Raw genomic sequence first — 25,968 nt, 5'->3', positions numbered from 1 at the left:
TTCCGCTTTAAAAATCTCTCCCTGTGACATAGGTATCCGTCGTCGTACACTCGAGCACAACCACAACTCCTTGAAAACAAAAACAATATGGCTTTGAGAAAACTATTCACGATTCTTTTATGCAGTGCCATGCTGACTGCCTGTAAGGGCGGTGGAGGCGGAAACGACTCCTCTGATGCAAATGCCCAGACGCCCACACCTACACCACCTGCGCCTACAACTCCTGCAGATCCGAATGACCCGACAACTCCCACTGATCCGAGCGATCCGACAACTCCTGCAGATCCGAGTGACCCAACAACTCCCACTGACCCGAGCGATCCGACACCTCCTGCAGATCCGAGTGATCCAACAGCTCCTACAGATCCAACTGAACAGGCTTTGATGAAGGCATTCAGAACCGGTGATGCTTCGGATATCGCTTCTGCCGAACCTGTGCTGGCAAAAATTGATGCCCAGATTGCAGAGGATCGCTTTCAGCATAAAGAGATCATCAACCGCCTGTTTCAGCTTAATGACGATGGCACAGCCAACAATAACAGCCTGACCAGCATCACCTGGGATGTCACCTGGGATGCGCCGATCATGGCGCCAACCTTTGGCAAGAACAGAACCTTCCTGCATGCCAATGGCAGTAACAAGGAGAGTTTTGACCCCAGCACCTCTGGCACGTTGGGCATCGTAGGAGAAGACGGTGACAGCCGTTACATTGCTTTGTCATCCAGCCCAATGCGGATATGGAAGCGCTATCCGGATGCGATCAATGATCAGACCCACAGCCTGACGATCAATTCTATTAACTGGCTGGCCGGCCCGGCTGATCAGGCTGATGAGCCCCGCAAAATTGTTATCGCTAATCTGCCTGAGTCCTATTATTTCCCGGATCAAAGCTCGACCCGTGAGTGGCTGGACGAGTATATGCCCGGCAAGTTCACCTATAACGATGCCACCGTCTGCGATAACGAGGCTCTTTATAGCTGTCTCGACGGTGCCTCTTTGCTGATTCACTCCAGCGTTGGCGAAATCTCCGATGACTGGAAGAACGCCATCGCCCGTGCCCAAAGCGAAGACATCGGCATCCTCTACATTCATACCGATGGCGGGCAGACAACCGTTGGCCAGCATATGTTTGAGGAGCTGGATCTCAGCTATGTTGGGGACAACTACTGGCAGCAGTTGGTACTGAAAGAGTTTGATATCACCAATCTGGGCTATCAACTCCCTGATAATCTGCAAAAGATCGTCGCACTGCTCGATACCGCCAGAACACCGGGTAGTATTGATTTCAGCCGCTGCGACGGCAGCGACTGCTCACCGATCGCAGATATTAATGCCAAATTCTTTGATGGCCTCTCAGCCCTGCAGGGTGAGCTGCGCCGCCTGGATCGTGAAGCTGGCAGCCTGTTCACCTCCGCCAATGATGACTACGCCGTCTGGCGCTGGCTGATTCTGCTGGCTGATTACTACCGGGGGCAGACCAGCTATCCGCTGGACAAGGTGAAAGATTCCGAAGCCTTTATTAAAGCCGCGTTTTCGGATGCCGGTGTTTACCAGTCCCGATCAACCAACACTGTTCCGGCCGACCTTGGTAACTTCAGCCGCACCGATTTCAGCCATATTACGCCGGTGACCAAAACCATTAACCTGATCAGCAAGAGCAACTTCCGCTCAACCGGCGTTTATGTGCTGCCTGGTCAGGAAGTCACCATCCGTCGAACAGATAACAGTGATGTTGTGGTGAGTGCCTTTGTAAACTCCGTCCGCGATGGTGCCACCCATTGGCTGGATGTAGATGGTTACAAGCGTCCGCGCTACCTATGGGGGCAAAGCTTTCCTCTCGTCACCGGTGAGTCGGTTTCCTTTACCTCCCCCTATGGCGGACCTCTGCAGCTGAGCTTTGACCGCAACCATGAACCAGTCACCATCGAGGTTCGCAACGTCGGTGAACACCCTTACTGGAACGGCCCGGAAGATGATGATGCTTTTGCCGCCGCTCTGGAAGCCGGCCATTACGACTGGGCCGAACTGGCAACTGACGGCTTCGAGGTTCACTCCAAGCTGGATAAGATGCAGGCCAGCATGAGCAACTGGAACAACTCGGCATCCGATCTGGCGGCTGCGACCGAGCTGTACATGTCCAACCTGCCTCACGCTCTGGCCGGATTCCGCGGAGAGCGCATTGAAGTCTTCGATGAGGTGCATGACTTCGCCGGAGACAAAGACCTCACCATTGACCTGATCGATATGGTGAAACATATGAACGCCGATCAGGCGACCTGTGGCTATGGTTGCTCCGGCAACCCTTATGATGCTTACTGGGACTTTGATCCTCTGGGCCACGGTGATATTCACGAGCTTGGACATGGTCTGGAAAAAGGCCGATTCCGGTTCACTGGTTGGGAAGGTCACTCCACCACCAACTTCTATTCCTACTTCTCGAAGTACAACTCCTGGAAGCGGGAACAGCGCAACCCAAGTTGTCAGGCTCTGCCCTTCCGCACGCTGTTCGATTGGCTGCAAACCGCTCAAGACGCTGATGACCCGGTTGCCACCATGGCAGACAACGATGACGGCGGCTGGAGTTACGGTACTGCCATTTATATCCAGATGATGATGGCGGCTCAGGATCAGGCTGGTCTGCAGGATGGCTGGATGCTGCTGCCACGCCTGCATATTCTCGAGCGAGAGTTTTACCGGGCTACCCGCTCGGACGAAGCCTGGGCTGAGATGAAAGATCGTCTGGGCTTTGGCAGCTACACCCGAGAACAAGCCAACGCACTGCCCCAGAACGATTGGCCGACCATCGCCCTGTCTGTGGTGACCGGCCGGGATATGACAAATTATCTGGAAACCTGGGGGCTGGTCAGCAGCGTTAAAGCCAAGGAGCAGGTAACTGCGCTCAGTCTTCCGGCCATGAGCCCGATCTTCTACACGGCAGACGGCAGCGACTTCTGTTATGGTCTGGATAAACCCGGTGTTGAAATTAAGAAAGGCATGGAGTGGCCTGAAACGCCGGCAGAGTAAATCCAGCCAAGAGGTTACGCATGCTGTTCGACAGCCACTGCCATCTGGACTTCCCGGTCTTTGATCAAGATCGGGATGTTCTCCTTCAACAATGTGCCGAAGCCGGGATTCAACATATATGTATCCCGGCGACCGAGCGGGAACATTGGCCAAGGCTGCAAAACCTGCTGGGGCGTCATAACAGTGGTGTCCATATCTGGGGCGCTCTCGGCCTCCACCCTTACTTTTTAAACAGCCATAAAGATGATTATCTGGCCGAGCTGGACAGCCTTGTCGCCAGCAAGCCGGACAATATTATTGCGATTGGCGAAACCGGCCTCGATCTGTTTATTGATGACCCTAACCTGCCACGACAGGAGGAGTTGCTTGCTGCCCAGATTCTGATTGCCGCTCACCATGGCTTGCCTCTGATCCTGCATGTACGAAAAGCTCATGATCAGGTTGCCAGCCTGCTGCGCAAACTGAAGTTTCAGGAAGGGGGAATTGTTCATGCCTGGTCCGGCAGTGATCAGCAGGCGGAGGCTTTTTTCCGACTGGGGTTCAAGCTGGGTATTGGTGGCAGCCTGACTTACGACCGTGCTAAACGGTTACATAAACAGGTTTCCAACTTCCCTCTTGAGCACTTTGTTCTGGAAACCGATTCCCCTGACATTCCGCCAGCAGGACTGACAAACGGCCGTAACACTCCGTTAACTCTCGTTGCCGTTCTTGCGAAAATGTCTGAGCTCCGTGAACAGGACAGCGCTGTTATCGCACGACAAATGTTTACTAACACCCGTGACGTGTTTCGTATCCCCTGAAAACAAGGGACTTTGCGAACTTATGGTTAAGGGAAATAACACCTGCGTCAGCCTCGGTTATCCAAACCAACAACCACAACAACGCTGCCTCAACTTCTGACACCGGAGAAACTTTCTCCCGTTCTCCTATTCCAACCTGAGCATTAACCCTGACCGGTTTATCACCATTCTCCCAACGGAGACAGGCAAGACTGGTCCTAACGAGTGACAGGTAAGGTAGAACATGGCCGACTTACAGGCGTTTTATTCCTTCCGCCACACACTGGATTACAAAGTGGCACTGTTACGCAACCGGATTGCCTGGATCGATTACCACAAGGGTCAGAACGAACTGTTTGTTCAAGACCTGCCTGATGGAGAGCGGCGCTGCCTGCTCACCAGTGAAGGCGATGATGGTCAGCCCCTGCGGCTGGTGCAAATCGCACCTTCGGGCCAACACCTGCTCATCACCCGTGGCGAGTTCACAGAAGATGCACCCTGCCAGAATCCCCGTCAGTCGGTTCTGCCGCCGTCAGGACAGCTGCAGGTCATTGATCTGGACAGCGGCAGCCCTCTGCTCTCTCTGGGCGAGTTCACCACCGCCACCCTGACTCCCGATGACCGGGCCGTACTATGGGCGGAAAAGGGAACCGTGTATATCCAGAATCTGTACGAGCGGACACCACGCATTCTGTTCTCGGTGCGTGGACAGGTGATTTCTCTCGACTGGTCGCCCGATGGCCAGCATCTGGCGTTTATCTGCCAGCGCCAAGAACGAACATTGCTGGGGCTGTTCACGTTAGGCAGCTCTCGCATCCAATGGGTTTCCCCTGGCTTTGATCGGGATATGTCGCCCTGCTGGTCACCCAACTCCCGCTACATTACCTTCCTGCGCTTTCTCGGGCCGGCTATGGATGTGGCGGAACGGTTGTTCTCCAATCAGGCCGATAGCTTTGCCATCATGCTGGCTGATCTGGAAAGCAATATCGTACAGACCATCTGGGATACCGGGCAGGAGGAGCATGCCGGGCTGTCGCTGGAGTACGGCAACCGCCCACTGACCTGGCTGGATAATGATCGCCTGCTGTTCTCCCACGATAACTGTGGCTGGGATCATATCTATCTGTTTGAGCTTGAAAACAATCAAGGCTTTGCCGTGACGGATGGCTCCTGGCTGGTACAGGATTATGCCGCCAGTCGTGATGGCCAATGGCTGGCCTACAGCCATAACCGCAGAGCACGCCATCACTATGCTCTCGATCTTATGGATATGGACTCCGGCAAAAAGGTCGAGCTGCCTTTCGATATTCAAGCTTGCGATACCAAGAGCAGTACCAATCAATATTGGAAACCGGCCATCAGCGGTGACAGCGCGTATCTGGTGTTTATGTCTGGCAGCAAAACCGCGCCGTGCCACCTGAACTATCTCGATCTCGCCACCCAGACCTCCCACCGCCTGACCGCAGAAGATAATTATCCACAACACATCACCAGCCACTTTATCACTCCGGTCAAGGAAGTGATTAAGTCCCGGGATGCGCAGGTTCTCTATTCCCAAGTCTTTGAGCCGGAAGGGCAAGGACCATTCCCAGCCATTATTAATATTCATGGCGGCCCCTGGGTACAGAGCCTGCCCGGCTTCCACCCGGAACTGGGTATGAGCTTTCAGTACGCCTTCTGCCAGTTGCTCGCCAGTTCCGGTTATCTGGTGCTGGATATCAACTATCGTGGCGGCAGCGGGTACGGAAAATTATTCCGGCAAGCCGAAGAGCGGGGCTGGGAAGGGGCAAGTGATTATCTGGATGTGCAGGCAGCTGCGCAGTGGTTGTCTCGGCATAACAATGTCGATCGGTCACGGATTGGTGTGATTGGCGAGTCCTGGGGCGGTTATCTCAGCGCCATGGCACTGGCGAAAGACAGCACGCTGTTCAGGGCAGGCGTGGTGATCAATGGCTGTCACAGCTTCCCACGGGAGCTGCGCCGCTCCCATTGGGGCTCAACACTGTTCTCCTGTCTGGAAGGTGAAACCGCAACAGAAGCGATTGCCCGCGCCAAGATTGCCGAAGAATCATCCCCCTGGGGTTGGCTGGATCAATGGATGAGCCCGGTGCTGATTGTTCATGGCGATGATGATCGCACAGTCAGCTTTGAAGAGAGCCAGCATCTGGCTCATGCCTTACAGATGCGTTCAGTGAAAGTAGAAAGCCTTGCTCTGCCCGATGAAGCGCACAGTTTTCTGCTCCATGAATCCTGGCTGCGTATCGGCAACCGGGTGTTGAAGTTTCTGGGAAAAAACCTGAAAGGTTGAAGGGCTGAACGAACGTCAGCCCAGTTTGTTCTTCCTGCGGAACTTGCGTGATTTGTTCTGCACCATCTGCTTTTTCACCGGTTGCAGATGGTCGATAAACAGAACCCCGTTCAGGTGATCAATTTCGTGCTGCAGACACTCCGCCAGTAAGCCATCCCCGCCAATCTCGAAAGGCTTGCCGAACCGATCCTGTGCTTTCACCCGCACAGTCGCTGAACGTTCTACTGCAGCAAAAGCACCGGGCACAGAGAGACAGCCTGCTTCCATATTATGAATGCCGGTGCGCTCAATAATTTCAGGGTTCACAATCACGAAAGGGTTGGCTGGCTCTTCACCGAGATCTATCACGGAGACCTGCAAGCCAATACCGATTTGAGGAGCAGCAAGACCACAGCCTTTATTGGCATACATGGTCTCGAACATATCATCCACCAGCTGCTGGAATTCATCGCCAAAGTCAGAAACCGGATCAGCCTTCTTTCTCAGAATGGAATCCGGCTCGTACACCATTGCTCGCTCAGCCATACGCGTCTCTTGTGGATCGTATGGCTATGAGATTAGCGTTTTTTCAGCAGCATGGTTTCCAGCCCCTGACCGGCCAGTTGCTGGCGAACACTCTCGGCACTGGCTTCATCACTGAAAGGCCCTAACTGAACACGGTGCCAGGTTTCCTTGCCGCGAACTGTCACGGTTTCTACCCGAGCCTCATGGCCGGTAATAATCAGCTGAGCGCGCAGACGGTCCGCATCCTGTGAGCTGCGGAAAGACCCGGCCTGCAGAAGATATTGCCCCTGAGCTGCCGGCTTAGGTGTTCTCTCGACAACAGCGGGCTTACTGGGCTGTGTAGCAGGTTTGCTCTCTGGCTTGGGTTTTGGCTTCTCTTTAACCGGAGCCGGTTTATCTGCAGTTTTAGCAGAGCCGGATTGTGGAACCATAACTTCCGATTCTGGAAGCAGGGTATAAAAATCAAAAACCGGGCCCTGATCCTCTTTGGTTTCCGCCTGTTGCTGACCTTTGGACCCCTGTCCGCCCGGAGGTGTTACCCCAACATTCGGTGAAAGGCGGGTCAACATGGTGACAAATACACCAATCACAACACCTGCCGTCAGCAGCAGCCAGCCTGGAACCCGTGAAGAAGTGCTTTTGGCCGGTTTGCTTTTTGCCGTTCTCTTTCCGGTTTTGGTACCAGTCCTTGAACTGTTTGCTGCCATATATCCCTCTGATGAGCAAAGCTTCATGAACTCTAAGTTCATGACAACATGAAACTAGCGGCTGTAGTTTCATGATAGAAATCGGACTGCCCATCCTGCCATAACGCAGCATTTTGTGCATGGCAAATAACCGTATTTCCGGCAATCCCTGATAGCATAGAAGCAGCCCGGATAAACTCTCAGGTACATGGCATGTCCTTCTACTTCACCAACATAAATTCCATTGTCGTGCTGACCGGTGCCGGCATCTCGGCCGAGTCCGGCCTTAGCACCTTCCGCCTGAAAGACGGACTCTGGGATAACCATCCGGTTGACGAAGTCGCAACGCCTGAAGGTTTTCAGCGTAACCCGGCACTGGTGCATGAGTTTTACAATGCCCGTCGACAGCAACTTTCCTCCGTAGAGCCCAATGCTGCTCATCTGGCGCTGTCCGCTTTTGAGAAAAGCTTCTCTGGCAACATTCTGCTGGTTACCCAGAATGTCGATGATCTGCATGACCGGGCCGGGTCACACAACCTTGTGCATATGCATGGCGAACTATTGAAGTGTCGCTGTACAGCCTGCGGAACTATTAAGGAGATTCGCAGTGACCTCTCCACAGACAGTCTCTGTGAAGATTGCGGCCGCAAAGGCACGCTGCGCCCGGACATTGTCTGGTTTGGCGAAATGCCCATGGAGCTGGATCGTATCTATGATGCGTTAGCCCAGTGCGACCTGTTTGTGAGTATCGGAACATCTGGCAATGTTTATCCTGCAGCCGGGTTCTTTCAGGAAGCTAAGATGGCAGGCGCTCACACGGTAGAGCTCAACCTTGATCCCGGCGAACACGCCAGTGGTTTTGATCAATGCCTGTATGGTCCGGCCACACAACTGGTACCGGAGTTTTTCGGCGCCAGCTAACGCAAATGAGCCTGATCGTCTCAATATCTCTGACGCTTAAAATCAGGCGCGAATGCTTTTCTAATACCTGATCACAATAACTACTGAAAATATGAGGAATACCAAGGGCTTGGTGTCTTGTCGGGGTTATGGATTTCCTATAGCATTCGATGCATGATGACAGCGAACTATTCAACCTCCCAGCACTTAGCGCACGTCGGCACTCTCACCGTCGCAACGGCTGCTGCCTGTGCAAACGCTGCTCATCTCGCTCGAAAAGATTCCTGCCGACGACGATTTCAATGATCATCGCCCGGGCGCCATGTGGTAATTTTTTACAACTGGCGGCGCCACCATTTTTCCAAGACCTAAACTTACGCCTGTATTCCAATTTGTTGTTAACAAATAAGGCACAGCCTGAATTAAGGATTGCTCCATGAACGTGCTCAAGTTCCTTGACCAGAAGATAACCGCCGCCCTTGTGGCTGCCGGCGCCCCGGAAGGCAGCCAGGCCATGATGCGCCAGAGCGCTCGTGCCCAGTTCGGTGACTATCAGTCCAACGGTGTAATGCCGGTGGCCAAGAAGCTGGGCATGAACCCGCGCGAACTGGCACAGAAGGTTATCGACAATCTGGATCTGGGCGATGCCTCAGAGAAAGTTGAGATTGCCGGCCCTGGTTTTATCAACATTTTCCTGAAGCCTGAGTGGATGGCTGAGAAGCTGGCCGCCACCATGAGCGATGACCGTGCCGGTGTTGAGAAAGCTGAAAAGCCTCAGACCATCGTAGTGGATCTGTCTGCTCCGAACGTTGCCAAAGAGATGCACGTTGCCCACCTGCGTTCCACCGTTATCGGTGATGCAGTGGCCAAGACTCTGGAATTCCAGGGCCACAAGGTTGTGCGCGCCAACCACATCGGCGACTGGGGTACCCAGTTCGGTATGCTGATTGCCCACCTGGAAGATCTGCAGGCGACCAACCCGGACGTTATGAACTCCGAATTGGGCGATCTGGAAGAGTTCTACCGTCAGTCCAAGAAGCACTACGACGAAGATCCGGCTTTCGCAGAACGTGCCCGTAACTACGTGGTAAAACTGCAGGGCGGTGATGAGTGGTGTCTGGAGCAGTGGAGAAAGCTGGTTGATGTAACCATGGAGCAGAACCTGCACACCTACGGTCGCCTGAACTGCAATATCACTGCCCAGGACACCATGGGTGAAAGCATGTACAACGACATGCTGCCTGGCATTGTTGCTGATCTGAAAGAAAAAGGTCTGGCGGTTGAAGACCAGGGCGCCATGGTTGTGTACCTGGACGAGTACAAGAATAAGGATGGCGACCCGATGGGCGTTATCATCCAGAAGCGTGACGGTGGCTTCCTGTACACCACTACTGACATCGCCTGTGCCAAGTACCGTTATGAGACTCTGGGCGCTGATCGTGTTCTGTATTACATCGACGCCCGTCAGGCTCAGCACCTGCAAATGGCATGGACCATCGTTCGCAAGGCCGGCTATGTGCCTGAGAGCGTACCTCTGGAACACCACGCTTTCGGTATGATGCTGGGCAAGGACAACAAGCCGTTCAAGACCCGTGCTGGCGGCGTTGTAAAACTGGCGACCCTGCTGGACGAAGCTACTGCCCGTGCCACCAGCCTGATCGAAGAGAAGAGTGGTGATCTGCCAGCCGACGTGAAGGCTCAGGTTATCAATGCTGTTGCCATGGGTTCGGTTAAGTACTCCGATCTGTCCAAGAACCGCACCAGCGATTACGTGTTCGAGTGGGACAACATGCTGTCCTTCGAGGGCAACACCGCACCTTACATGATGTACGCCTACACCCGTGTACAGAGCATCTTCCGTAAGGCTGGCGTTGACGCTGCAAGCCTGACTGGCCCGATTGCGATCACGGAAGAAGCCGAGCGTGAGCTGGCCATGAAGCTGATGCAGTTCAGCGAAGCAGTTGAAAGCGTTGCCCGTGAAGGTATGCTACATATCCTGTGCGCTTACCTGTACGATCTGGCCGGCAGCTTTATGAAGTTCTACGAGTTCTGCCCAATCAACAAGGACGACGTACCTGCTGACGTGAAGAACAGCCGTCTGCAGCTAGCTGCTCTGACTGCCCGTACCCTGAAGCTGGGTCTGGGTTGCCTGGGCATCGACACTGTTGAACAGATGTAATTGAGCCTCTTACAAAAAAGCCGCTAATGAAAGCGGCTTTTTTGTATCTTCAAGACAAGCCCCTAGGGATTCGAGGCAATCAAAGTCTGCTCTTCTGGAGTCAGGGTCAGCAGAGCCGCTTCCTGCTTCGTAAACATTTCCACATTCCCCTGCTCCCGTAATCCATAGATCACCCGGAAGGCCAGCACATTCTGAACATAGCCACGGGTTTCATCATAGGGAATCGTTTCAATCCAGATATCCAGTGGCAGATCACCTCGGGCCGCCAGCCAGCGCTTCACAGCAGAGCTGCCAGCGTTATAGGCAGCTGTCGCATAAATCGTATTACCTTCAAAGCGCTTCGCCAGCCAGGCCAGATGTGCCGTGCCGATGGAGATATTCTTCTCCGGGTTATACAGGTCTGAGGCTCCACGATATGGCACATCCCCCTTTCTCGCGGCCTGTTTTGCCGTTCCCGGCATCAGCTGCATCAAACCTCTTGCCCCAGCATGGGAACGAGCTCTGGCATTAAAAGCACTTTCCTGACGGGCAATAGACAACGCCCACAAACCATCAATCTCACGATCTTTCGAGTACCGGGCAAACAAGCTGCTCTCTGGTGAGGGAAAGCGCAGCTCAAGATCATTCCAGAGTGCTTCCCTGGCAGCCGCCATAATCGCCTGATGATGCCAGCCGTAGCCCTTGGCCAGATAAGGCAGCAGCTTTCGCTCTTCTGCAGTTAACCTTGGACGAATACGGTTCAGCTCAGATTGAGCAAGGCTGACTCGCTCCAGCTCCAGCCACTCTCCGATTCGGGCAAAGCCTCGGTATTTAGCCGCCAAAGCTTCAATACTTTGAGGGGAATGTTCTGGCGTCTGATGATTAAGCTGGAAAGGCAGCTCTGTCATCCCAGCCACCAGAAAGCCATAGAAACTACGTTCCTGACTCAGACGAACAAGTGCCTGGTTGTTGGTCACACTTTCATAATTATTCAGCTTCAGTCGGGCAACTGTATCCCAGTAGCTCCAACGGTTTTTATTCCGCAGGGACGGTGGCAGCTTTTGTATCCGTTCAAGAACATCGCCCCAATTTTGCTCAGACAGTGCCAGACGAATACGCCACTTGGTCACTTCCGGGTATTTGTAGGCTGGATCAATGCGGGCAATCTGCTCGTCAGCATTATCAGTAAAGTTTTTGGCAAACTTCAACGCCAGCCGCTTGTCTGTTCGCTCAATCTGGGCAACATCAAAGGCGTGCTTATTCCGCAATGCCAGCCAGATATCCGCAGCCTTATCTTTGTCTTTGGAGATCAGCCGGTTGATCCCGTACAGCATGATCTTTTGATGACTTTTCTTTTTACCATCAAACAGATTCTGTTTTGCCAGCAGGGATGCGTCTTTATGAATGCGCCAGAACAACCGGGTGGAATTTTTGTATTGTGGAGCGGTAATAGATCTGTCGATATATCTGGCCAGAGACAGTTCTCGTTTATCCACTGCCAGCCAGAACCTTTGAGCCGCCAGTTTCTGAGTTAGCCCACCCGCTTTCTTCCAGCGAGTAAACAGCATATCGCAGGTTTTATCCTGGGATTTCCCTACCAGCCACAGCTGCTCAGCTTCTTTCCAGGCTTTACTCTTTTGGCCTGTGGCCAACAACGCGCGCCCTTTAAAACACTGGTAGCGGCCGCCCTGAATATTCATTTTGTCATAGGCAATCAGATAGTTTTTCCAGTGCTTTTTAGCCGCCAGCCAGCGGAGCCACTGATATTGCAGGGAATAGGCCTGAGGCAGATCCGGGTTACGGGCAACAAACCGATCAATATCTTTCTGACTCAGCTTGTCGAAACGATTGGCAAGATAAAGGGACTCCAGATAATCCGTAAGAGGGTAGCCCTCCAGCTGATCACGACTATCAAGGTAGAGTTGGGAGTTACCCTTTTTCAGCGCTGCTTCCATCTCCAGGAACAACGCTCTCTGATCGCTCTGCTTAGCCTGTCCGCTTGCGGCATAAAGAAAAGCCGGCAGCAACAGACAGCTACAAAGAAGAATAAAATTTTTATAAAAACGCTTTGGCATCACAAACCCGAGGTTATTCGCCAGAAAGCCCGTCAAATTTTTGTTATCAACGCTTTCTGGCTGGCTTCACAAGTCAACTTCCTGGTAGAAAACTGTCCTTCAGCTTTATTATCGGTTCTTGTTGCTAACCCTAAGCGTATTCCATCCTCTTTGGTTGCTACAAGGAATTTTCAGCTCTCCAGCCAAAATGTCACAGGACCGTCATTTAACAGACTGACCTTCATATCTGCCCCAAACTGGCCTGTCGCAACCTCACCATGGTTGCCTCTGGCCTGCTGAACAAAGTACTCATAAAGCTCTTCTCCCAATGCTGGCGACGCTCCTGAACTGAAACTCGGACGCAGCCCTTTTCGGGTGTCAGCCACAAGCGTGAACTGGGAAACAACCAACAAGCCACCACCGGTATCGGCCAGACTCAGATTCATCTTTCCATCGTCGTCTGAAAAGACACGGTACTTGAGAACCTTATCCAGCAGCTTCTTTGCCCGCTCAGGCGTATCGTCTTTCTCAACACCCAGAAGCAGCAAAAGGCCGGCACCAATTTCTCCGACGGTCTCGCCATCAACAACTACACTTGCATGGGTTACACGCTGAATCAGCCCTTTCACTGTTCACTCCGTTAGCGTCGCTTAATCTCAGATTGCTAGTTTCAGATTATTAATCTCACCTAGCTTCAGATTATTAGTCTCACATAGCCGGCCAGCTTCCCACAGATTTCCGGATTCGACCAGTATTGGGAACGACCTGCTCTCCAACTCATTTCATCTCTTGCGCTGAGAGGAGCACATCATGCTTCATGACAGCCTGACCGCAGCACTCAATGCCAGCAAAAACTGGATCAAACACTTTAACCGGGGCGATGTCGATTACTGCGTCTCGGCCTATGCCATCGATGCAATTATGGAAGCCAAACCTCTGGGCGACTATTCGGGGCGGGACGATATAGACAACTTCTGGCGGCCGTTTGTGCAGTCCGGTGCGACTGATCTGAATTACACCAATATCTGGCTGAAGCTTGTGGATGAAAACACCGTTCACCTTGGCGCCAACTGGACCATGAACGTGGGTGAAGGTGTGATCACACTGGAAGAGTGGGTGAAGTCAGACTCAGGAACCTGGAAGCTGCTTGTGGACAGTTTTGAAATCCACAAGCAGTTCTGAGTACCAAAAGGATCAGGAGGTTCTGTCGAGATTAAAATCGGCTTTGAACCGACGCGCCATCTCATCAGTAGCCCGCACTAAAGCATCACGAATACCAGGCTCGGCGGCGGAGTGTCCGGCATCCCGAACAATATGCAGCTCAGCCGTTGGCCAGAGCTGTTGCAGGGTTGTCGCATTTTCCAGCGGGCAGATCATATCGTAGCGACCGTGCACAATAATCCCCGGGATACCGCCAATACGTGGCAGGTCGCTCATAATGCCCTGCTCTCCCAGGAACAAATCATTGGCAAGATAGTGAACAGAAATTTTAGCCAGTGCCATCGCCTTGTGAGGGTCGGAGTAGGCATCCAGAACTTCCTGATTGGGTCGCAGCGTCGAGCAGTGGGCATCCCAGGTGCAGAACGCCTTGGCGGCCCCCATCCGGGCCAGCTCATCAGTACCCGTCAGACGCTTGTGGCAGGCAGTCAGCAGGTCATCCTGTTCGTCTTCATGGAAATGGCTGGCGAAGCTCTGCCAGTAATCGGGGAAGATGCGTCCGGCACCATTACGATCAAACAACCATTGTGAATCACTGCGACGCCCGAGGAATACGCCCCGGAGAATCATGGCCAAAACCTTGTCCCGATGTGAAGCTGCGTAACTGAGTGCCAGCAGCGAGCCCCAGGAGCCTCCAAACAGCACCCAGCGCTCAATCTTCAGCTCATTACGGATCACTTCCATATCGGACACAAGATCCCGCAAGGTGTTGTTTTGCAGAGAACCATACGGAGTCGAGCGACCGGTTCCCCGCTGGTCCCAGGTGATAATGCGGTACATCTGGGGATCAAAGAAGCGCCGACTGTGCTTGTCACACCCTAACCCCGGCCCACCGTGCAGAAATAGAACCGGTATTCCGTCCGGATTTCCGCTCTCATCCACATAAAGCTCATGCCCGCCGGAAACAGCAAGCATATGTCGTGCATAAGGTTTGATCTGTGGATAAAGGGTCAGCATGGTTTGTCCTTGTTGGTTCCCGCCTGATCGAAACCGATCTCTCCTTAAACATTACTCCTCATGACCGCTGGCGAAAAGAGGTGTAAGGCTATGGGACAAATATTAGCCTGTTATCATCCTGGGCATGCCGCTATTCCGTCAGGCTCTTATCCGTCTGAATGCATTTGTGAAAATCGAAAGGATATTTTTAGCCGTGAGTGGAGCCAGGCAAACCAGACGGTCACCCTCTGCATAATTGGGATTTCTGGAGAAATAGAAGGCGATATGAGGATCAGCCAGATGCTTCTCAGTTATTGGAGCAACGGTTGGTTTGAGCTTTTTCTTTTGGCAGCGTCTGGCTATCCCCTGTTCGGGATCCCAGTCATCCCCAAAACGATGACTGGAAAGATCATGAATAAATTTCTGAACACGTTGTGGCGTTTCCATCCCGGCTTTTGGCCAGTACTCAGAGAAATTACGGGGAAGGAGCAGGTAACTCTTATAGCTGTAGGTATCAAAAAACCAAAAAGCTGGGGTCAGAGGATTTTTCAGCTTTTCCCTGAATAGATAAGACAGACCCAGCTTCTGGATCATATGACACCCGCGCCAGGCTTCATCAATCAGAGTGTTGGACGTGAATATCACAGTTCTTGACTGCTGATCCCAATGAAACCGATAAGCGTCTACAGATGCGATTCCTACAACATCTCTTGAAGTCTGATCACGAAAAACAGCCAGCTCCCGGCACTCACCAATATTTGCCTTCAGGTAATCCAGTGTTGTATTCACATGGGGATTCACAAACTCCCAAATCTCATCCCAAAGCCGTCCCTGCACCTGGCAAGTTTCATGTACTTCCCTGGTATATTTTTTCCCTCTTTGCCTTGAGACCAGCATGGTTTTTTCCACCAAATGATTTTTGGGCTAAAGAGGTTAGACAAACCATTTCTTTCCGCTTCTTTTTTTCTGTCATATGCAAAGTTATGCGTGGTATATATTGGGAAACAAAGAGAAATCTAATGCCGACACATAACTATTCGATAAAAGCGCTCCTTTGCACTGTTTTGCTTTTCCTCCTCAGTGCATGCAGTCAGATTCCGGACGAAGAAGCCATTAACCAGCAAATCGATGCCATTGTTTCCGGCCTGAATGAAAAAGATAACGGCAAGGTGCTGGAACGCCTCAGCCCGGACTTCCAAGGCTCACACAATCTCGATCGGCAGAATGCACGACGCCTGATGGCGGGTTACTTTCTCCGCCATAAAAATATTGATGTCGTGTTAACCCATAGAGAAACCACCGTACAGGGTTCTTCCGCAATTACTCAGGGAGCAGCATTGCTTGCCGGTCGAGACCAGCTTCTGCCAGAAACAGGGCGGGTTGTTCAGCTTACTGGCTACTGGGAAAAGAACGATGATGAATGGCTTTTGGAAAAGCTGGAGTGGAAATAACTGGCAGACATCGGCTTTCGCGTACAAAAAGACCTGAAAGCCATACTCACAACACCAACAAACAACCAATCAAAGATAGAGAAAAAGCCAATAAAACCAAAAACATACAGGAAATAGAAAAATCATCGCAAAAATGATTCAAGTCAAAAATCCATCCTCGAAACGCCTGTATTTTCCGTAAAGCAATATCCAACCTCTTTTTTGGGAAACGGTGTCTCTCACCCATTGCCCGATCCTCCCCAGGTTGTGAGCCCCTCTAATAACGCGAGCCGAACAAGCCCCACAGCGACACGGGTTTTGCCTGCTCCCCATAAATGCTACGGAGTTACTAGATGTCCCGGGCCAATGCTCACTCATCAGGCGATATGCCTAACAAGTCATCGTTCACTGAACGAGCCCTGAACTTTATCGAGCGTAACGGTAACCGGTTGCCTACTCCGGCGATGCTGTTCCTTTACTGTCTGGCCATCACCTTTGTCGTGTCATGGGTTCTGTCCATGATGACCTTCGACATGATCAACCCACGTACGGGTGAAGCCATTGTCATCAGCAACCTGCTGAGCGGTTCTTATCTGGCCGGCTTCCTGGCCTCTCTGGTAAAGACCTTTATCTCCTTCCCGCCACTAGGTGTGGTTTTGATCGCCATCCTGGGTGTTGGCGTTGCTGAAGAGTCCGGTTATATCAATACCGCACTCAAGAAGATGCTGAACCTGACTCCAGCCAAGTTCATTACCCCGGTTGTGGTTCTGATTGGTGCCATCAGCTCCATCGCTTCTGATGCCGGCTACGTTCTGGTTATCCCGATGGGCGGTATCATCTTCCACGCGGCAGGTCGTCACCCTATCGCTGGTCTGGCTTCTGCTTTTGCTGGTGTTTCCGGTGGTTTCTCTGCTGGCCTGCTGCCAAGCCCGATCGATCCGATGATCCAGGGTTTCACTCAGGCTGCGGCGCAGACTTTCGATCCTGCTTATCTGGTTAACCCGCTGTGTAACTTCTTCTTCACCTTCTCCTCTACCTTCCTGATTGGTGGTATGGGCTGGTACGTGACTGACAAGATTGTTGAGCCGCGCCTGAACAAGAACCTGAAGATTGATGAGAACATCGAAGAAAGCCACGACATGTCTTCTATCTCTGAAGATGAGTCCCGCGGTTTCCGTAATGCCAGTCTGACCATGCTGGGCATGTTTGTTCTGCTGATTCTGGCTTGTCTGCCTGAAACCTCTCCACTGCGTAACGCTGCCGGCTCCCTGACCGACTTCAACGCACCACTGATGGGTGCCATCGTTCCGCTGATCTTCATCATCTTCCTGGTTCCGGCCATCATTTACGGCCGTACCACTGGCAAGTACAAGAATGCGGCTGATGTAATCGATTCCATGAGCAACAGTCTGGTACCGATGACCAGCTACATGATCATGGCCTTCTTCTGTGCCCTGTTCCTGAAAGCTTTTGGCGACTCAAACCTGGGGACTCTGATTGCTCTGTCCGGTGCCGAGCTGCTGCAGGCTCTGAACATGCCTGGCCAGCTGACCATTATCGGTATTATTCTGCTGACCGGTGTCGTAAACCTGTTTATCGGTTCTCTGTCTGCCAAGTGGGCTCTGATTGGTCCAATCGTGATCCCAATGCTGATGACTGTGGGTATCTCTCCGGAGCTGGCTCAGGCGGCTTACCGTGTGGGTGATTCTTCCACCAACATCATCACTCCAATGATGGTTTACTTCCCACTGGTTGTAGTGTTCTTCCAGCGTTACAACAAGAACGCCGGTCTGGGTACCGTAGCATCCACCATGCTGCCTTACTCCATCACCTTCCTGATCGGCTGGACTGCATTCCTGCTGCTGTTCTGGGCCTTCGATCTGCCTCTGGGCTTCGCGGCTCCATACAACTACGTCCCTGCCGGTTAAGTTTTTAACGGGCATAAAAAAACCGCAGCCATTTGGTTGCGGTTTTTTTTGTTCTGCTTGAGAGCTTACTTGCGGCTGTGACGCTTACGCTCGTTCTCAGTCAGGTACTTCTTACGCAGACGAATGTGGTTTGGCGTTACCTCTACCAGTTCATCGTCGTCAATAAATTCCAGAGCCTGCTCCAGAGTATGACGAATAGGTGGGGTCAGGATGATATTCTCATCGGTACCCGCCGCACGTACGTTGGTCAACTGCTTACCCTTGGTCGGGTTAACAACCAGATCGTTGTCACGAATATGCAGACCAATAATCTGTCCTTCGTAAACATCAACGTTTGGATCGATGAACATACGACCACGGCTCTGCAGGTTGAACAGGGAGTAACCCAGAACCTTGCCTTTCACCATAGAAACCAGAACACCGTTGTTACGCTGGCCAACAGTACCTTCCTTCACCGGACCGTAGTGGTCGAAGATGGAGGTCAGGATGCCGGAACCAGAAGTCAGGGTCATGAACTGGGAACGGAAACCGATCAGGCCACGCGATGGCATCATGAAGTCCAGACGTACACGGCCTTTGCCATCAGGAACCATGTCCTTCAGCTCAGCCTTACGCAGACCCATTTCTTCCATTACGGAACCCTGGTGCTGTTCTTCGATATCAACAACAACCTGTTCGTATGGCTCTTCCTTCACACCGTTGTTATCACGGATAACAACCTGCGGACGGGATACCGCCAGCTCGAAACCTTCACGACGCATGGTTTCGATCAGAACGGACAGGTGCAGTTCACCACGACCAGCAACCTGGAACTTGTCCGCATCGCTGCCCTGCTCAACACGCAGTGCCACGTTGTGGATCAGCTCACGATCCAGACGCTCTTTGATATTCCGGGAGGTTACGAACTTGCCATCCTGACCACAGAACGGGGAATCGTTAACCTGGAAGGTCATGGAAACGGTTGGCTCGTCAACAGACAGCGCAGGCAGAGCTTCTACCGCAGAAGGATCACACAGGGTGTCGGAGATGTTCAGGCCATCAATACCGGTGATACATACAATATCGCCAGCATTGGCTTCTTCAACTTCGATACGCTCAAGGCCGTGGTGGCCCATCACCTTCTGGATCTTGGCGTTACGTTCCTGACCTTCACGGGTCACCAGACGTACAGGAGTACCTGGCTTGAGAGTACCACGCTTGATGCGACCGATACCGATAACGCCCATGTAGCTGTTGTAGTCCAGAGCGGAGATCTGCATCTGGAAAGGACCGTCCAGATCAACGTCCGGAGCCGGTACGTTCTGGGTGATCATCTCGAACAGCGGAGTCATGTCGTCAGCCAGCTGATCTGGTTCCAGACCGGCGATACCGTTCAGGGCAGAAGCGTAGATAACCGGGAAGTCCAGCTGTTCTTCGGTTGCGCCCAGGTTGTCGAACAGATCGAATACCTGATCGATAACCCAGTCAGGACGCGCGCCAGGGCGGTCAACCTTATTGACAACCACGATCGGACGCAGGCCCTGCTCGAAAGCTTTGGAGGTTACGAAACGGGTCTGTGGCATTGGGCCATCGACCGCATCCACCAGCAGCAGTACGGAATCCACCATGGACAGAACACGCTCTACTTCACCACCGAAGTCAGCGTGCCCTGGGGTATCAACGATGTTGATACGATAATCGTTCCAGGTAATGGCCGTGTTCTTGGCCAGAATGGTAATACCGCGCTCTTTCTCCTGATCATTGGAGTCCATAACGCGCTCAGCGCCCTGATCCTTACGGCCCAGAGTGCCGGACTGCTGCAGCAGTTTATCAACCAGGGTGGTCTTACCGTGGTCAACGTGGGCGATGATTGCCACGTTACGCAGCTTTTCAATCACAGCGGAGATGCCTCTTGCTTCCTGAGCTGATTCACTCACCAGACAGGATAGTATCCAGTTTCAACCGGAACCCCTTTGAGGTTCCGGCCATATCGTTATAGGTTTCTGCCAGCATAGCCGCTGAATCCCCCAGTAGCTCCATATCTTCACGATACCGGGCCAAATGCCGGAAGTTGCGCAGTCGGGCTCGCAGACCAATGCTGTGGCTCGTACAGCGCATATCGGAGATATCGATCAGCCCCAGGCGACCATCGGGCATCATCAGGACATTCCCCAGATGCAGCGAGCGGAAGTACACTCCCGAACGATGCAGTCTGGCAATAAACTGACCCAGTTCACGGGCCAGCTGTTGCCGTTCCAGCGATGTGCAGGTTCTCAGCCATGTCCGCAGGGTTTCGCCAGCCAGTGGGCGGTAGTGAACCGCAGTCCTCTCAATAGAAGGAATTCTGTATACCGTAATAATATCAACGGTAGGAATACCACGCTGCTCCAGCTCGCGGGCATTATCCGCAAACCGTTGGGAGTAAGGCTTGAGCAAGTCTGAGGTTAACAGACGCTTACGACGAAAAAGTTTCAGGAAGCTTTCGTCCTTCAAACGAAGAACCTTCTCCCCAAAATGATCCGCCTCTATAACCTCGCCACCTTCCCGCAGTCTGTTGTAATCCGTCGCAGTAAGAGTCTGCATTGAAATCTTCTATGTTCCTGAGGCTTGGCAGGCGCAACCTGCAGGCCATCCTGCGGGTGCTGATTGGCAAAAGCGGCGATTCTACCTGTAGAGAAGCCCAAGGAAAAGCAAACTCAGCGAGAAGTGGCGTTCTTCGCAGGGAAAACGTGGAAAAAGACCAAAATAGCAGCATTTACACAGTATAAACGTAGGTGGCCCACACACCGGCACACATTGGAATATGGGCACGACTCAGCCAATCTTGTGTTATCATTGGCGGTTCTGTAAGGATTCCTCCTGACGTCTGTCACTCCTGGTTCACGGTTTACAGGTTAATTTATGCCAAAACAGTCCCGCCCCAGTGAAAACGGGTTGGCGATTTACCTGCGCCTTTTGGGTTATGTGCGCCCATACTGGCCTTTTTTCGCCCTGAGCATTCTGGGCTATGTCATGTTTGCTCTCAGCCAGCCAATGTTCCCCAAGCTGGTCGATTACTTCACTACCGCTCTTATTGGTGAATCCCAGGCTCCTGTTGAGATCTGGGGATTAGGCATGGTGACACCGGAGCAGCTTATTATGATCGTCCCGTTGGGGATGGTATTTATAGCAGTGTTCCGTGGCATCGGCTCATTTCTGGGCAATTACTATCTGGCCCGGGTTTCTCTTGGTGTGGTTCATGATCTGCGTACCCACCTGTTCAATGCCATGCAGGTGCTGCCCAACCGGTTCTTTGATGAGAACAACTCTGGCCATCTTATCTCGCGTATCACTTACAACGTTGGCGGCGTAACCACCGCAGCCACCGATGCCATCAAGGTTGTCGTACGTGAAGGTTTGAGTGTGATCGCCGTAATGGGCTATCTGCTATGGACCAACTGGCAACTGACCCTGATCTTCATTCTGATTATGCCAATCATTGCCGCCGTTGTGGGTCTGACCAGCAAACGCTTCAAGAAGCTGAGCAAGAAGATCCAGAACACCATGGGGGATGTGACCCATATCGCTTCTGAATCCATTGTCAGCCACCGTGTCGTGCGCAGCTTTGGCGGTGAGCAGTACGAGAAGAACCGCTTTATGGCAGCCAGCATCGACAACACCAACAAAGGCCTGAAAATGGTTAAAGTTGGCGCGATCATGACGCCGACTCTGCAGTTTATTATTCTCTGCGCCATGTCCGCCCTGATGTACGCGGTGCTGTATCTGCAAAGCCTTGGTGGCTCCGGCAACACTCCGGGTGAGCTGGTTGGTTTCCTGACCGCCGCTGGCCTGCTGCCCAAGCCTCTGCGCCAGCTGAGTGAAGTTATCCCCAATATTCAGAAAGGTATTGTCGCGGCCCAGTCGGTGTTTGAACTGGTCGATGAAAAGCCGGAAGAAGATAACGGCACGCTGGAAGTTGATCGTCTGGAAGGTGCACTGGAAATCCGCAACCTGTCGTTCACTTATCCAAACAGCGAACGTCCGGCACTTCAAGACATCAACCTGACAGTGAAACCTGGAGAAACCATCGCATTGGTTGGCCGCTCCGGCAGCGGTAAAACGACACTGGCCAGCCTGCTGCCACGGTTCTACAACCATACCGAAGGTGACATCCTGCTCGATGGCAAACCTATCGAAGAGTATAAACTGAAGAGTCTGCGCCGCCAGATTGCACTGGTGACTCAACAGGTTTCCCTGTTTAACGATACTGTTGCCAATAACATTGCCTATGGCGATCTCCGTGATGCCGACGAGGAAGATATCCGGCTGGCGGCTGACTCCGCCTATGCTCTGGAATTTATCGAGCGTATGCCTCAAGGTCTGCAGACTCTGGTTGGCGAGAACGGTGTTCTACTCTCCGGCGGCCAGCGCCAACGTCTGGCGATAGCCCGTGCCATCCTGAAAGATGCGCCACTGCTGATTCTGGATGAAGCGACTTCGGCTCTGGATACGGAATCCGAACGTCATATCCAGCAGGCGCTCGACAATATTATGAAAAACCGGACGACGCTGGTTATTGCCCACCGTCTCTCAACAATCGAAAAGGCTGACCGTATTCTGGTTATGGACCAGGGTCGTATTGTTGAATCCGGAACCCATGACGAACTCTTAGCTAAAGACGGTGCCTACGCCCGCCTGCATCAAATGCATTTCGAGAATGAGCAGGATGAAGGCAAGGATGAGGCTACAACTGTCACCGAGATTACCGCATGAAACTGACACTGCCCCGTTTTGACAAAACCCGCGTTGTGGTAGCCGGCGATGTGATGCTGGATCGCTACTGGCACGGTTCCACCAAGCGCATCTCGCCGGAAGCTCCGGTACCGGTGGTTAAGGTTAATGGTTCTGAAGACCGCCCTGGCGGTGCTGGCAACGTAGCCCTGAACATTACTTCTCTGGGCACACCTGTCTGGTTGCTGGGCGCAACCGGTGATGATGAAGCAGCAGACAGTCTGGCTAATACGCTGGAGTCTGCGGGTGTCAGCTGCGATTTCATTCGCCACCCAGACCTGCCAACCATCACCAAACTACGGGTTATCAGCCAGCATCAGCAGCTGATTCGTCTGGACTTTGAAGAAACCTTTGCTGAAGCCTTCCAGGAAAATATTCCTGAGCATCTTCAGAAGCTTCTGGGGAATGCGGATGCACTGGTACTGTCCGACTACGGCAAAGGCACCCTGAACGACCTGCAGGCGCTGATCCAAATTGCCCACGCCCGGAATATTCCCGTTCTGGCCGATCCGAAAGGGACAGACTTTGAACGCTACCGCGGCGCAACCGTGATCACGCCAAATCTGAGCGAGTTTGAAGCGGTTGTTGGCCAGTGTCCGGATGAGCAGACACTGATTGAACGCGGCCAAAAGCTGCGTGAAGAGCTTGAGCTGGAAGCCCTGCTGATTACCCGCAGCGAACACGGCATGACTCTGCTGCGCGCCAATGAGCCGGAAGCTCACTTCCCGGCTCAGGCCCGAGAAGTCTTTGATGTGACCGGTGCTGGCGATACCGTTATCGGAACTCTGGCTGCGGCCTTGGCTGCAGGTATGACCATGCCGGAAGCAACCGCACTGGCTAACATCGCAGCCGGTATTGTTGTTGGCAAACTGGGAACCGCAACCGTCAGCATGCCGGAGCTGCGCCGCGCCGTCAGTCAGGTGCAGGGCGTTGAACGTGGTGTGATGACCCGCGAGCAACTGGCACTGGTAATCGAAGAAGCCCGCGCTAATGGCGAGAAGATCGTTTTCACCAATGGCTGCTTTGATATTCTCCATGCTGGCCATGTTGGCTATCTGGAAGAAGCCCGCAAGCAGGGTGATCGTCTGATTCTTGCCATCAACGATGATGCTTCCGTGCATCGTCTGAAAGGTGAAGGACGCCCGATCAACCCTGTAGAGCGTCGTATGGCAGTACTGGCTGGCCTGGAAGCTGTGGACTGGGTGACATCATTCCATGAAGACACACCGGAAGCCCTGCTTGAACTGCTAAAGCCGGACGTACTGGTAAAAGGCGGTGATTACACTGTTGAGCAGGTTGTGGGCGCGCCAATCGTTCACGCCTACGGTGGCGAAGTGGCTGTACTGGAGTTTTTGGACAACTGTTCAACGACAGCGATCGTTCACAAGATCCGTAATGAAGCAGCACCTGCTTAACGGTCTGTATTGATGCTCCAAACGAAAACGGGATGAAAGTTTCATCCCGTTTTCATATTTAAGAGCTTGCCTGTTCTCGCTGAAACTCAGCTTTAAGCTCCTTGCGCAAAACCTTCCCGACCGGCGTAACCGGCAGTTCTTTCCGGAACACAACCTGCCTTGGCACCTTATACGCCGTGAGTCGTTCACGACACCAGCTAATTACATCCTCTTCACTGAGCGTCGTATTTCTCGGAATCACATAAAGCCGGGGCGCTTCACCAGTCTTTTCATCGGGAATACCAATACACGCGCAGTTCGCAACACCGGGATGGTTAGCCACGACATTTTCAATTTCGTTGGGATAAACATTAAACCCTGATACCAGGATCATGTCTTTTATCCGATCAACAATCCTGATATAGCCATCCTCGCCCAGAACCGCGATATCACCGGTTTTCAGCCAGCCTTCCGAATCCAGCACTTCTGCCGTCGCTTCTGCACGACGCCAGTAGCCTTTCATTACCTGAGGTCCACGAACACAGAGCTCTCCCGGCTCCCCCCGAGCCACATCATTGCCATCAGCACCGACAAAACGAATCTCTGTAGAAGGCACCGGCATTCCCGCAGTACCCGGCTTTGCTGCTTCGCCCAGAGGGTTCACGCTGACCACCGGTGAACACTCTGTCAGACCATAACCTTCTGATACTCGAGTGCCGGTCATCTCTTCCCAGCGTCGGGCTGTCTCTTCCAGCAGTGCAGTACCACCGGACAGCGTCACTTTCAGATGGCTGAAGTCCAGCTGCTTAAAATCCGGGTGGTTCATCAAACCGACAAATAAGGTGTTCAGACCGGAAAAGAAGGTGAACTTATAATTCTTGATGGCTTTGATAAACAATCCGATATCTCGCGGATTGGCCACCAAAATACTGTGCTGCCCGGTATGTGGAAAGAACATCAGATTCACGATAAAGGCATAGATATGATAAAGCGGCAAAGGAGCAACGGCCGTTTCCTTACCATTCTCCAGCCAAGGGGTACCATCATCGCGCACCTGCCCCAGACAGGCATCGGTCTGTTCAAGATTACTCAACAGATTGCCATGAGTAATCATCGCTCCTTTGGCGACTCCAGTTGTGCCGCCGGTGTATTGCAGCACAGCAATATCGTCCCGGGTACGCGCAACTGGTGAATAAGCTGCCGACTTACTGCCCTTGGCCAGCACTCCACGAAAATGCACAGCTTTGGGAAGATCAAAATGTGGCACCATTTTCTTCACATGGCGCACCAGACCATTCACGATCCAGCGCTTGGGAGCCGGAACCAGATCCGCAAAAGCCGTTCTGATCAGATACTCGACCGGAGTATCGCCGACCACTTCTTCAACCGTACTGCCAAAGTTTTCCAAGAAGACCAGCGCACGGGCGCCGGAGTCGTTTAACTGGTGATGCAGTTCACGGGCGGTATAAAGAGGGTTAGTGTTTACAATCACCAGACCTGCGCGCAACGCACCATAGGCTGCGACCGGATATTGCAGAAGGTTGGGAAGCTGAATAGCTATGCGATCGCCAGGCTTAAGGTCAGTATGGTTTTGCAGCCAGGCAGCAAACTGTGCACTTAACCGATCAATATCCTTATAGTTCAGCGTATGCCCGATCCCGGTAAAAGCCGGGCAGTCAGAATAGCGCGAGAAAGAATCATCAATCAGTTCAGTCAGAGATTGAAAGGGAAGTACGGATGCCTCGGCCGGCACGCCTTTCGGTCGTTTATCATCCCAGAAACCAGAATCCATACGCTCCCCCTGATCTTTTTGATCACATTTTTATTTTTATAGTCCCCCATTATTACCTTCTCATAACAGTGATGACAAACCGCTGCCGCAACTGGGGGACACGAAACG

Annotated in this window: 20 protein-coding genes; 11 read left to right on the top strand and 9 right to left on the bottom strand. The window is 52.6% G+C overall.

Going from position 1 to position 25,968, the window contains the following annotated elements; all coding sequences use genetic code 11:
* Positions 1-87 precede the first annotated feature (87 nt).
* From EHSB41UT_RS00510 to EHSB41UT_RS00500, 3 genes are all read left to right on the top strand, one after another.
* Entirely contained in the window at positions 88-3,024 is a 2,937-nt protein-coding gene (locus EHSB41UT_RS00510; protein WP_133060332.1) for an ImpA family metalloprotease, read from the top strand.
* A gap of 20 nt (positions 3,025-3,044) precedes the next feature.
* A complete protein-coding gene (locus EHSB41UT_RS00505; protein ID WP_087105846.1) occupies positions 3,045-3,824 on the top strand; it encodes a TatD family hydrolase in 780 nt (259 codons plus the stop codon).
* A gap of 223 nt (positions 3,825-4,047) precedes the next feature.
* Positions 4,048-6,111, top strand: coding sequence for a S9 family peptidase (locus EHSB41UT_RS00500; RefSeq protein WP_087105844.1), 2,064 nt, complete (start codon positions 4,048-4,050; stop codon positions 6,109-6,111).
* Positions 6,112-6,126: 15 nt separating this feature from the next.
* On the opposite strand, the gene def is transcribed toward EHSB41UT_RS00500, so the two are convergent.
* Positions 6,127-6,636 (bottom strand): peptide deformylase, encoded by a 510-nt coding sequence (gene def, locus EHSB41UT_RS00495; RefSeq protein ID WP_087105842.1) that lies wholly within the window; start codon positions 6,634-6,636, stop codon positions 6,127-6,129.
* 32 nt (positions 6,637-6,668) lie between these two features.
* The gene (locus EHSB41UT_RS00490) at positions 6,669-7,322 is read right to left on the bottom strand and encodes an SPOR domain-containing protein (RefSeq protein WP_165767104.1); all 654 of its coding nucleotides are present in this window, start codon (positions 7,320-7,322) and stop codon (positions 6,669-6,671) included.
* Between the two features lie 192 nt (positions 7,323-7,514).
* Between EHSB41UT_RS00490 and cobB the strand changes: the two genes are divergently transcribed.
* Together cobB and argS are read left to right on the top strand one after the other, a co-directional pair.
* Positions 7,515-8,222, top strand: a complete 708-nt coding sequence (gene cobB / locus EHSB41UT_RS00485; RefSeq protein ID WP_087105838.1) for a Sir2 family NAD+-dependent deacetylase — start codon at positions 7,515-7,517, stop codon at positions 8,220-8,222.
* 415 nt (positions 8,223-8,637) lie between these two features.
* Positions 8,638-10,380: an arginine--tRNA ligase gene (gene argS / locus EHSB41UT_RS00480; protein ID WP_087105836.1), complete on the top strand. Its 1,743-nt coding sequence runs from the start codon at positions 8,638-8,640 to the stop codon at positions 10,378-10,380.
* A 62-nt stretch (positions 10,381-10,442) separates the two neighbouring features.
* Here the strand turns inward: argS and EHSB41UT_RS00475 are convergent, their stop codons facing one another.
* Positions 10,443-12,314 carry a transglycosylase SLT domain-containing protein gene (locus EHSB41UT_RS00475; RefSeq protein ID WP_207626529.1) on the bottom strand — a complete coding sequence of 624 codons (1,872 nt, stop codon included), beginning with the start codon at positions 12,312-12,314 and terminating at the stop codon, positions 10,443-10,445.
* Between the two features lie 290 nt (positions 12,315-12,604).
* Positions 12,605-13,042, bottom strand: coding sequence for a D-aminoacyl-tRNA deacylase (gene dtd, locus EHSB41UT_RS00470; protein ID WP_087105832.1), 438 nt, complete (start codon positions 13,040-13,042; stop codon positions 12,605-12,607).
* 181 nt (positions 13,043-13,223) lie between these two features.
* Here dtd and EHSB41UT_RS00465 point away from each other — a divergent pair, with 181 nt between their 5' ends.
* Complete coding sequence (locus EHSB41UT_RS00465; RefSeq protein WP_087105829.1) at positions 13,224-13,595, top strand: nuclear transport factor 2 family protein; 372 nt, start codon at positions 13,224-13,226, stop codon at positions 13,593-13,595.
* Positions 13,596-13,607: 12 nt separating this feature from the next.
* Here the strand turns inward: EHSB41UT_RS00465 and pip are convergent, their stop codons facing one another.
* Positions 13,608-14,588 carry a prolyl aminopeptidase gene (pip, locus tag EHSB41UT_RS00460; protein ID WP_087105827.1) on the bottom strand — a complete coding sequence of 327 codons (981 nt, stop codon included), beginning with the start codon at positions 14,586-14,588 and terminating at the stop codon, positions 13,608-13,610.
* Between the two features lie 138 nt (positions 14,589-14,726).
* Complete coding sequence (locus EHSB41UT_RS00455) at positions 14,727-15,464, bottom strand: hypothetical protein (RefSeq protein WP_133060331.1); 738 nt, start codon at positions 15,462-15,464, stop codon at positions 14,727-14,729.
* A gap of 122 nt (positions 15,465-15,586) precedes the next feature.
* On the opposite strand from EHSB41UT_RS00455, the gene EHSB41UT_RS00450 reads away from it, so the two are divergent.
* The 3 genes from EHSB41UT_RS00450 to EHSB41UT_RS00445 all read left to right on the top strand — a co-directional run bounded on the left by EHSB41UT_RS00450 (position 15,587) and on the right by EHSB41UT_RS00445 (position 17,925).
* Entirely contained in the window at positions 15,587-16,018 is a 432-nt protein-coding gene (locus EHSB41UT_RS00450) for a nuclear transport factor 2 family protein (RefSeq protein ID WP_133060330.1), read from the top strand.
* Positions 15,988-16,155, top strand: coding sequence for a hypothetical protein (locus EHSB41UT_RS24560; protein WP_165767103.1), 168 nt, complete (start codon positions 15,988-15,990; stop codon positions 16,153-16,155). Before EHSB41UT_RS00450 ends, EHSB41UT_RS24560 begins: the two co-directional genes overlap by 31 nt.
* Before the next feature lie 195 nt (positions 16,156-16,350).
* Positions 16,351-17,925 carry an AbgT family transporter gene (locus EHSB41UT_RS00445; RefSeq protein ID WP_242667212.1) on the top strand — a complete coding sequence of 525 codons (1,575 nt, stop codon included), beginning with the start codon at positions 16,351-16,353 and terminating at the stop codon, positions 17,923-17,925.
* 65 nt (positions 17,926-17,990) lie between these two features.
* Here EHSB41UT_RS00445 and typA read toward each other — a convergent pair whose 3' ends face one another.
* Both typA and EHSB41UT_RS00435 read right to left on the bottom strand, forming a co-directional pair.
* Complete coding sequence (typA, locus tag EHSB41UT_RS00440; protein WP_087106846.1) at positions 17,991-19,802, bottom strand: translational GTPase TypA; 1,812 nt, start codon at positions 19,800-19,802, stop codon at positions 17,991-17,993.
* Between the two features lie 31 nt (positions 19,803-19,833).
* Complete coding sequence (locus EHSB41UT_RS00435; protein ID WP_087105821.1) at positions 19,834-20,487, bottom strand: lipopolysaccharide kinase InaA family protein; 654 nt, start codon at positions 20,485-20,487, stop codon at positions 19,834-19,836.
* A 318-nt stretch (positions 20,488-20,805) separates the two neighbouring features.
* Here EHSB41UT_RS00435 and msbA point away from each other — a divergent pair, with 318 nt between their 5' ends.
* Together msbA and hldE are read left to right on the top strand one after the other, a co-directional pair.
* Entirely contained in the window at positions 20,806-22,656 is a 1,851-nt protein-coding gene (msbA, locus tag EHSB41UT_RS00425; protein WP_087105817.1) for a lipid A export permease/ATP-binding protein MsbA, read from the top strand.
* Complete coding sequence (gene hldE, locus EHSB41UT_RS00420) at positions 22,653-24,089, top strand: bifunctional D-glycero-beta-D-manno-heptose-7-phosphate kinase/D-glycero-beta-D-manno-heptose 1-phosphate adenylyltransferase HldE (RefSeq protein WP_087105815.1); 1,437 nt, start codon at positions 22,653-22,655, stop codon at positions 24,087-24,089. The genes msbA and hldE overlap by 4 nt, the downstream gene beginning before the upstream one ends.
* A gap of 58 nt (positions 24,090-24,147) precedes the next feature.
* Here hldE and EHSB41UT_RS00415 read toward each other — a convergent pair whose 3' ends face one another.
* On the bottom strand, positions 24,148-25,860 hold the full coding sequence (locus tag EHSB41UT_RS00415) for an AMP-binding protein (RefSeq protein ID WP_087105813.1): 1,713 nt from the start codon (positions 25,858-25,860) through the stop codon (positions 24,148-24,150).
* Between the last annotated feature and the right edge of the window lie 108 nt (positions 25,861-25,968).

Origin of the sequence: Parendozoicomonas haliclonae, assembly GCF_900174585.1 — a bacterium.
In the GTDB taxonomy this organism is placed as follows: domain Bacteria; phylum Pseudomonadota; class Gammaproteobacteria; order Pseudomonadales; family Endozoicomonadaceae; genus Sansalvadorimonas; species Sansalvadorimonas haliclonae.
Note: the sequence above shows the minus strand (reverse complement) of the source record. Positions and strands in the feature narration are given on the sequence as shown.

Excerpts from the sequence above, each read along its gene's own strand:
- EHSB41UT_RS00510 (WP_133060332.1), top strand. The coding sequence starts at position 88 with ATGGCTTTGAGAAAACTATTCACGATTCTTTTATGCAGTGCCATGCTG.
- EHSB41UT_RS00505 (WP_087105846.1), top strand. The coding sequence starts at position 3,045 with ATGCTGTTCGACAGCCACTGCCATCTGGACTTCCCGGTCTTTGATCAA.
- EHSB41UT_RS00500 (WP_087105844.1), top strand. The coding sequence starts at position 4,048 with ATGGCCGACTTACAGGCGTTTTATTCCTTCCGCCACACACTGGATTAC.
- def (WP_087105842.1), bottom strand. The coding sequence starts at position 6,636 with ATGGCTGAGCGAGCAATGGTGTACGAGCCGGATTCCATTCTGAGAAAG.
- EHSB41UT_RS00490 (WP_165767104.1), bottom strand. The coding sequence starts at position 7,322 with ATGGCAGCAAACAGTTCAAGGACTGGTACCAAAACCGGAAAGAGAACG.
- cobB (WP_087105838.1), top strand. The coding sequence starts at position 7,515 with ATGTCCTTCTACTTCACCAACATAAATTCCATTGTCGTGCTGACCGGT.
- argS (WP_087105836.1), top strand. The coding sequence starts at position 8,638 with ATGAACGTGCTCAAGTTCCTTGACCAGAAGATAACCGCCGCCCTTGTG.
- EHSB41UT_RS00475 (WP_207626529.1), bottom strand. The coding sequence starts at position 12,314 with ATGGAAGCAGCGCTGAAAAAGGGTAACTCCCAACTCTACCTTGATAGT.
- EHSB41UT_RS00465 (WP_087105829.1), top strand. The coding sequence starts at position 13,224 with ATGCTTCATGACAGCCTGACCGCAGCACTCAATGCCAGCAAAAACTGG.
- pip (WP_087105827.1), bottom strand. The coding sequence starts at position 14,588 with ATGCTGACCCTTTATCCACAGATCAAACCTTATGCACGACATATGCTT.
- EHSB41UT_RS00455 (WP_133060331.1), bottom strand. The coding sequence starts at position 15,464 with ATGCTGGTCTCAAGGCAAAGAGGGAAAAAATATACCAGGGAAGTACAT.
- EHSB41UT_RS00450 (WP_133060330.1), top strand. The coding sequence starts at position 15,587 with ATGCCGACACATAACTATTCGATAAAAGCGCTCCTTTGCACTGTTTTG.
- EHSB41UT_RS24560 (WP_165767103.1), top strand. The coding sequence starts at position 15,988 with ATGGCTTTTGGAAAAGCTGGAGTGGAAATAACTGGCAGACATCGGCTT.
- EHSB41UT_RS00445 (WP_242667212.1), top strand. The coding sequence starts at position 16,351 with ATGTCCCGGGCCAATGCTCACTCATCAGGCGATATGCCTAACAAGTCA.
- EHSB41UT_RS00435 (WP_087105821.1), bottom strand. The coding sequence starts at position 20,487 with ATGCAGACTCTTACTGCGACGGATTACAACAGACTGCGGGAAGGTGGC.
- msbA (WP_087105817.1), top strand. The coding sequence starts at position 20,806 with ATGCCAAAACAGTCCCGCCCCAGTGAAAACGGGTTGGCGATTTACCTG.
- hldE (WP_087105815.1), top strand. The coding sequence starts at position 22,653 with ATGAAACTGACACTGCCCCGTTTTGACAAAACCCGCGTTGTGGTAGCC.
- EHSB41UT_RS00415 (WP_087105813.1), bottom strand. The coding sequence starts at position 25,860 with ATGGATTCTGGTTTCTGGGATGATAAACGACCGAAAGGCGTGCCGGCC.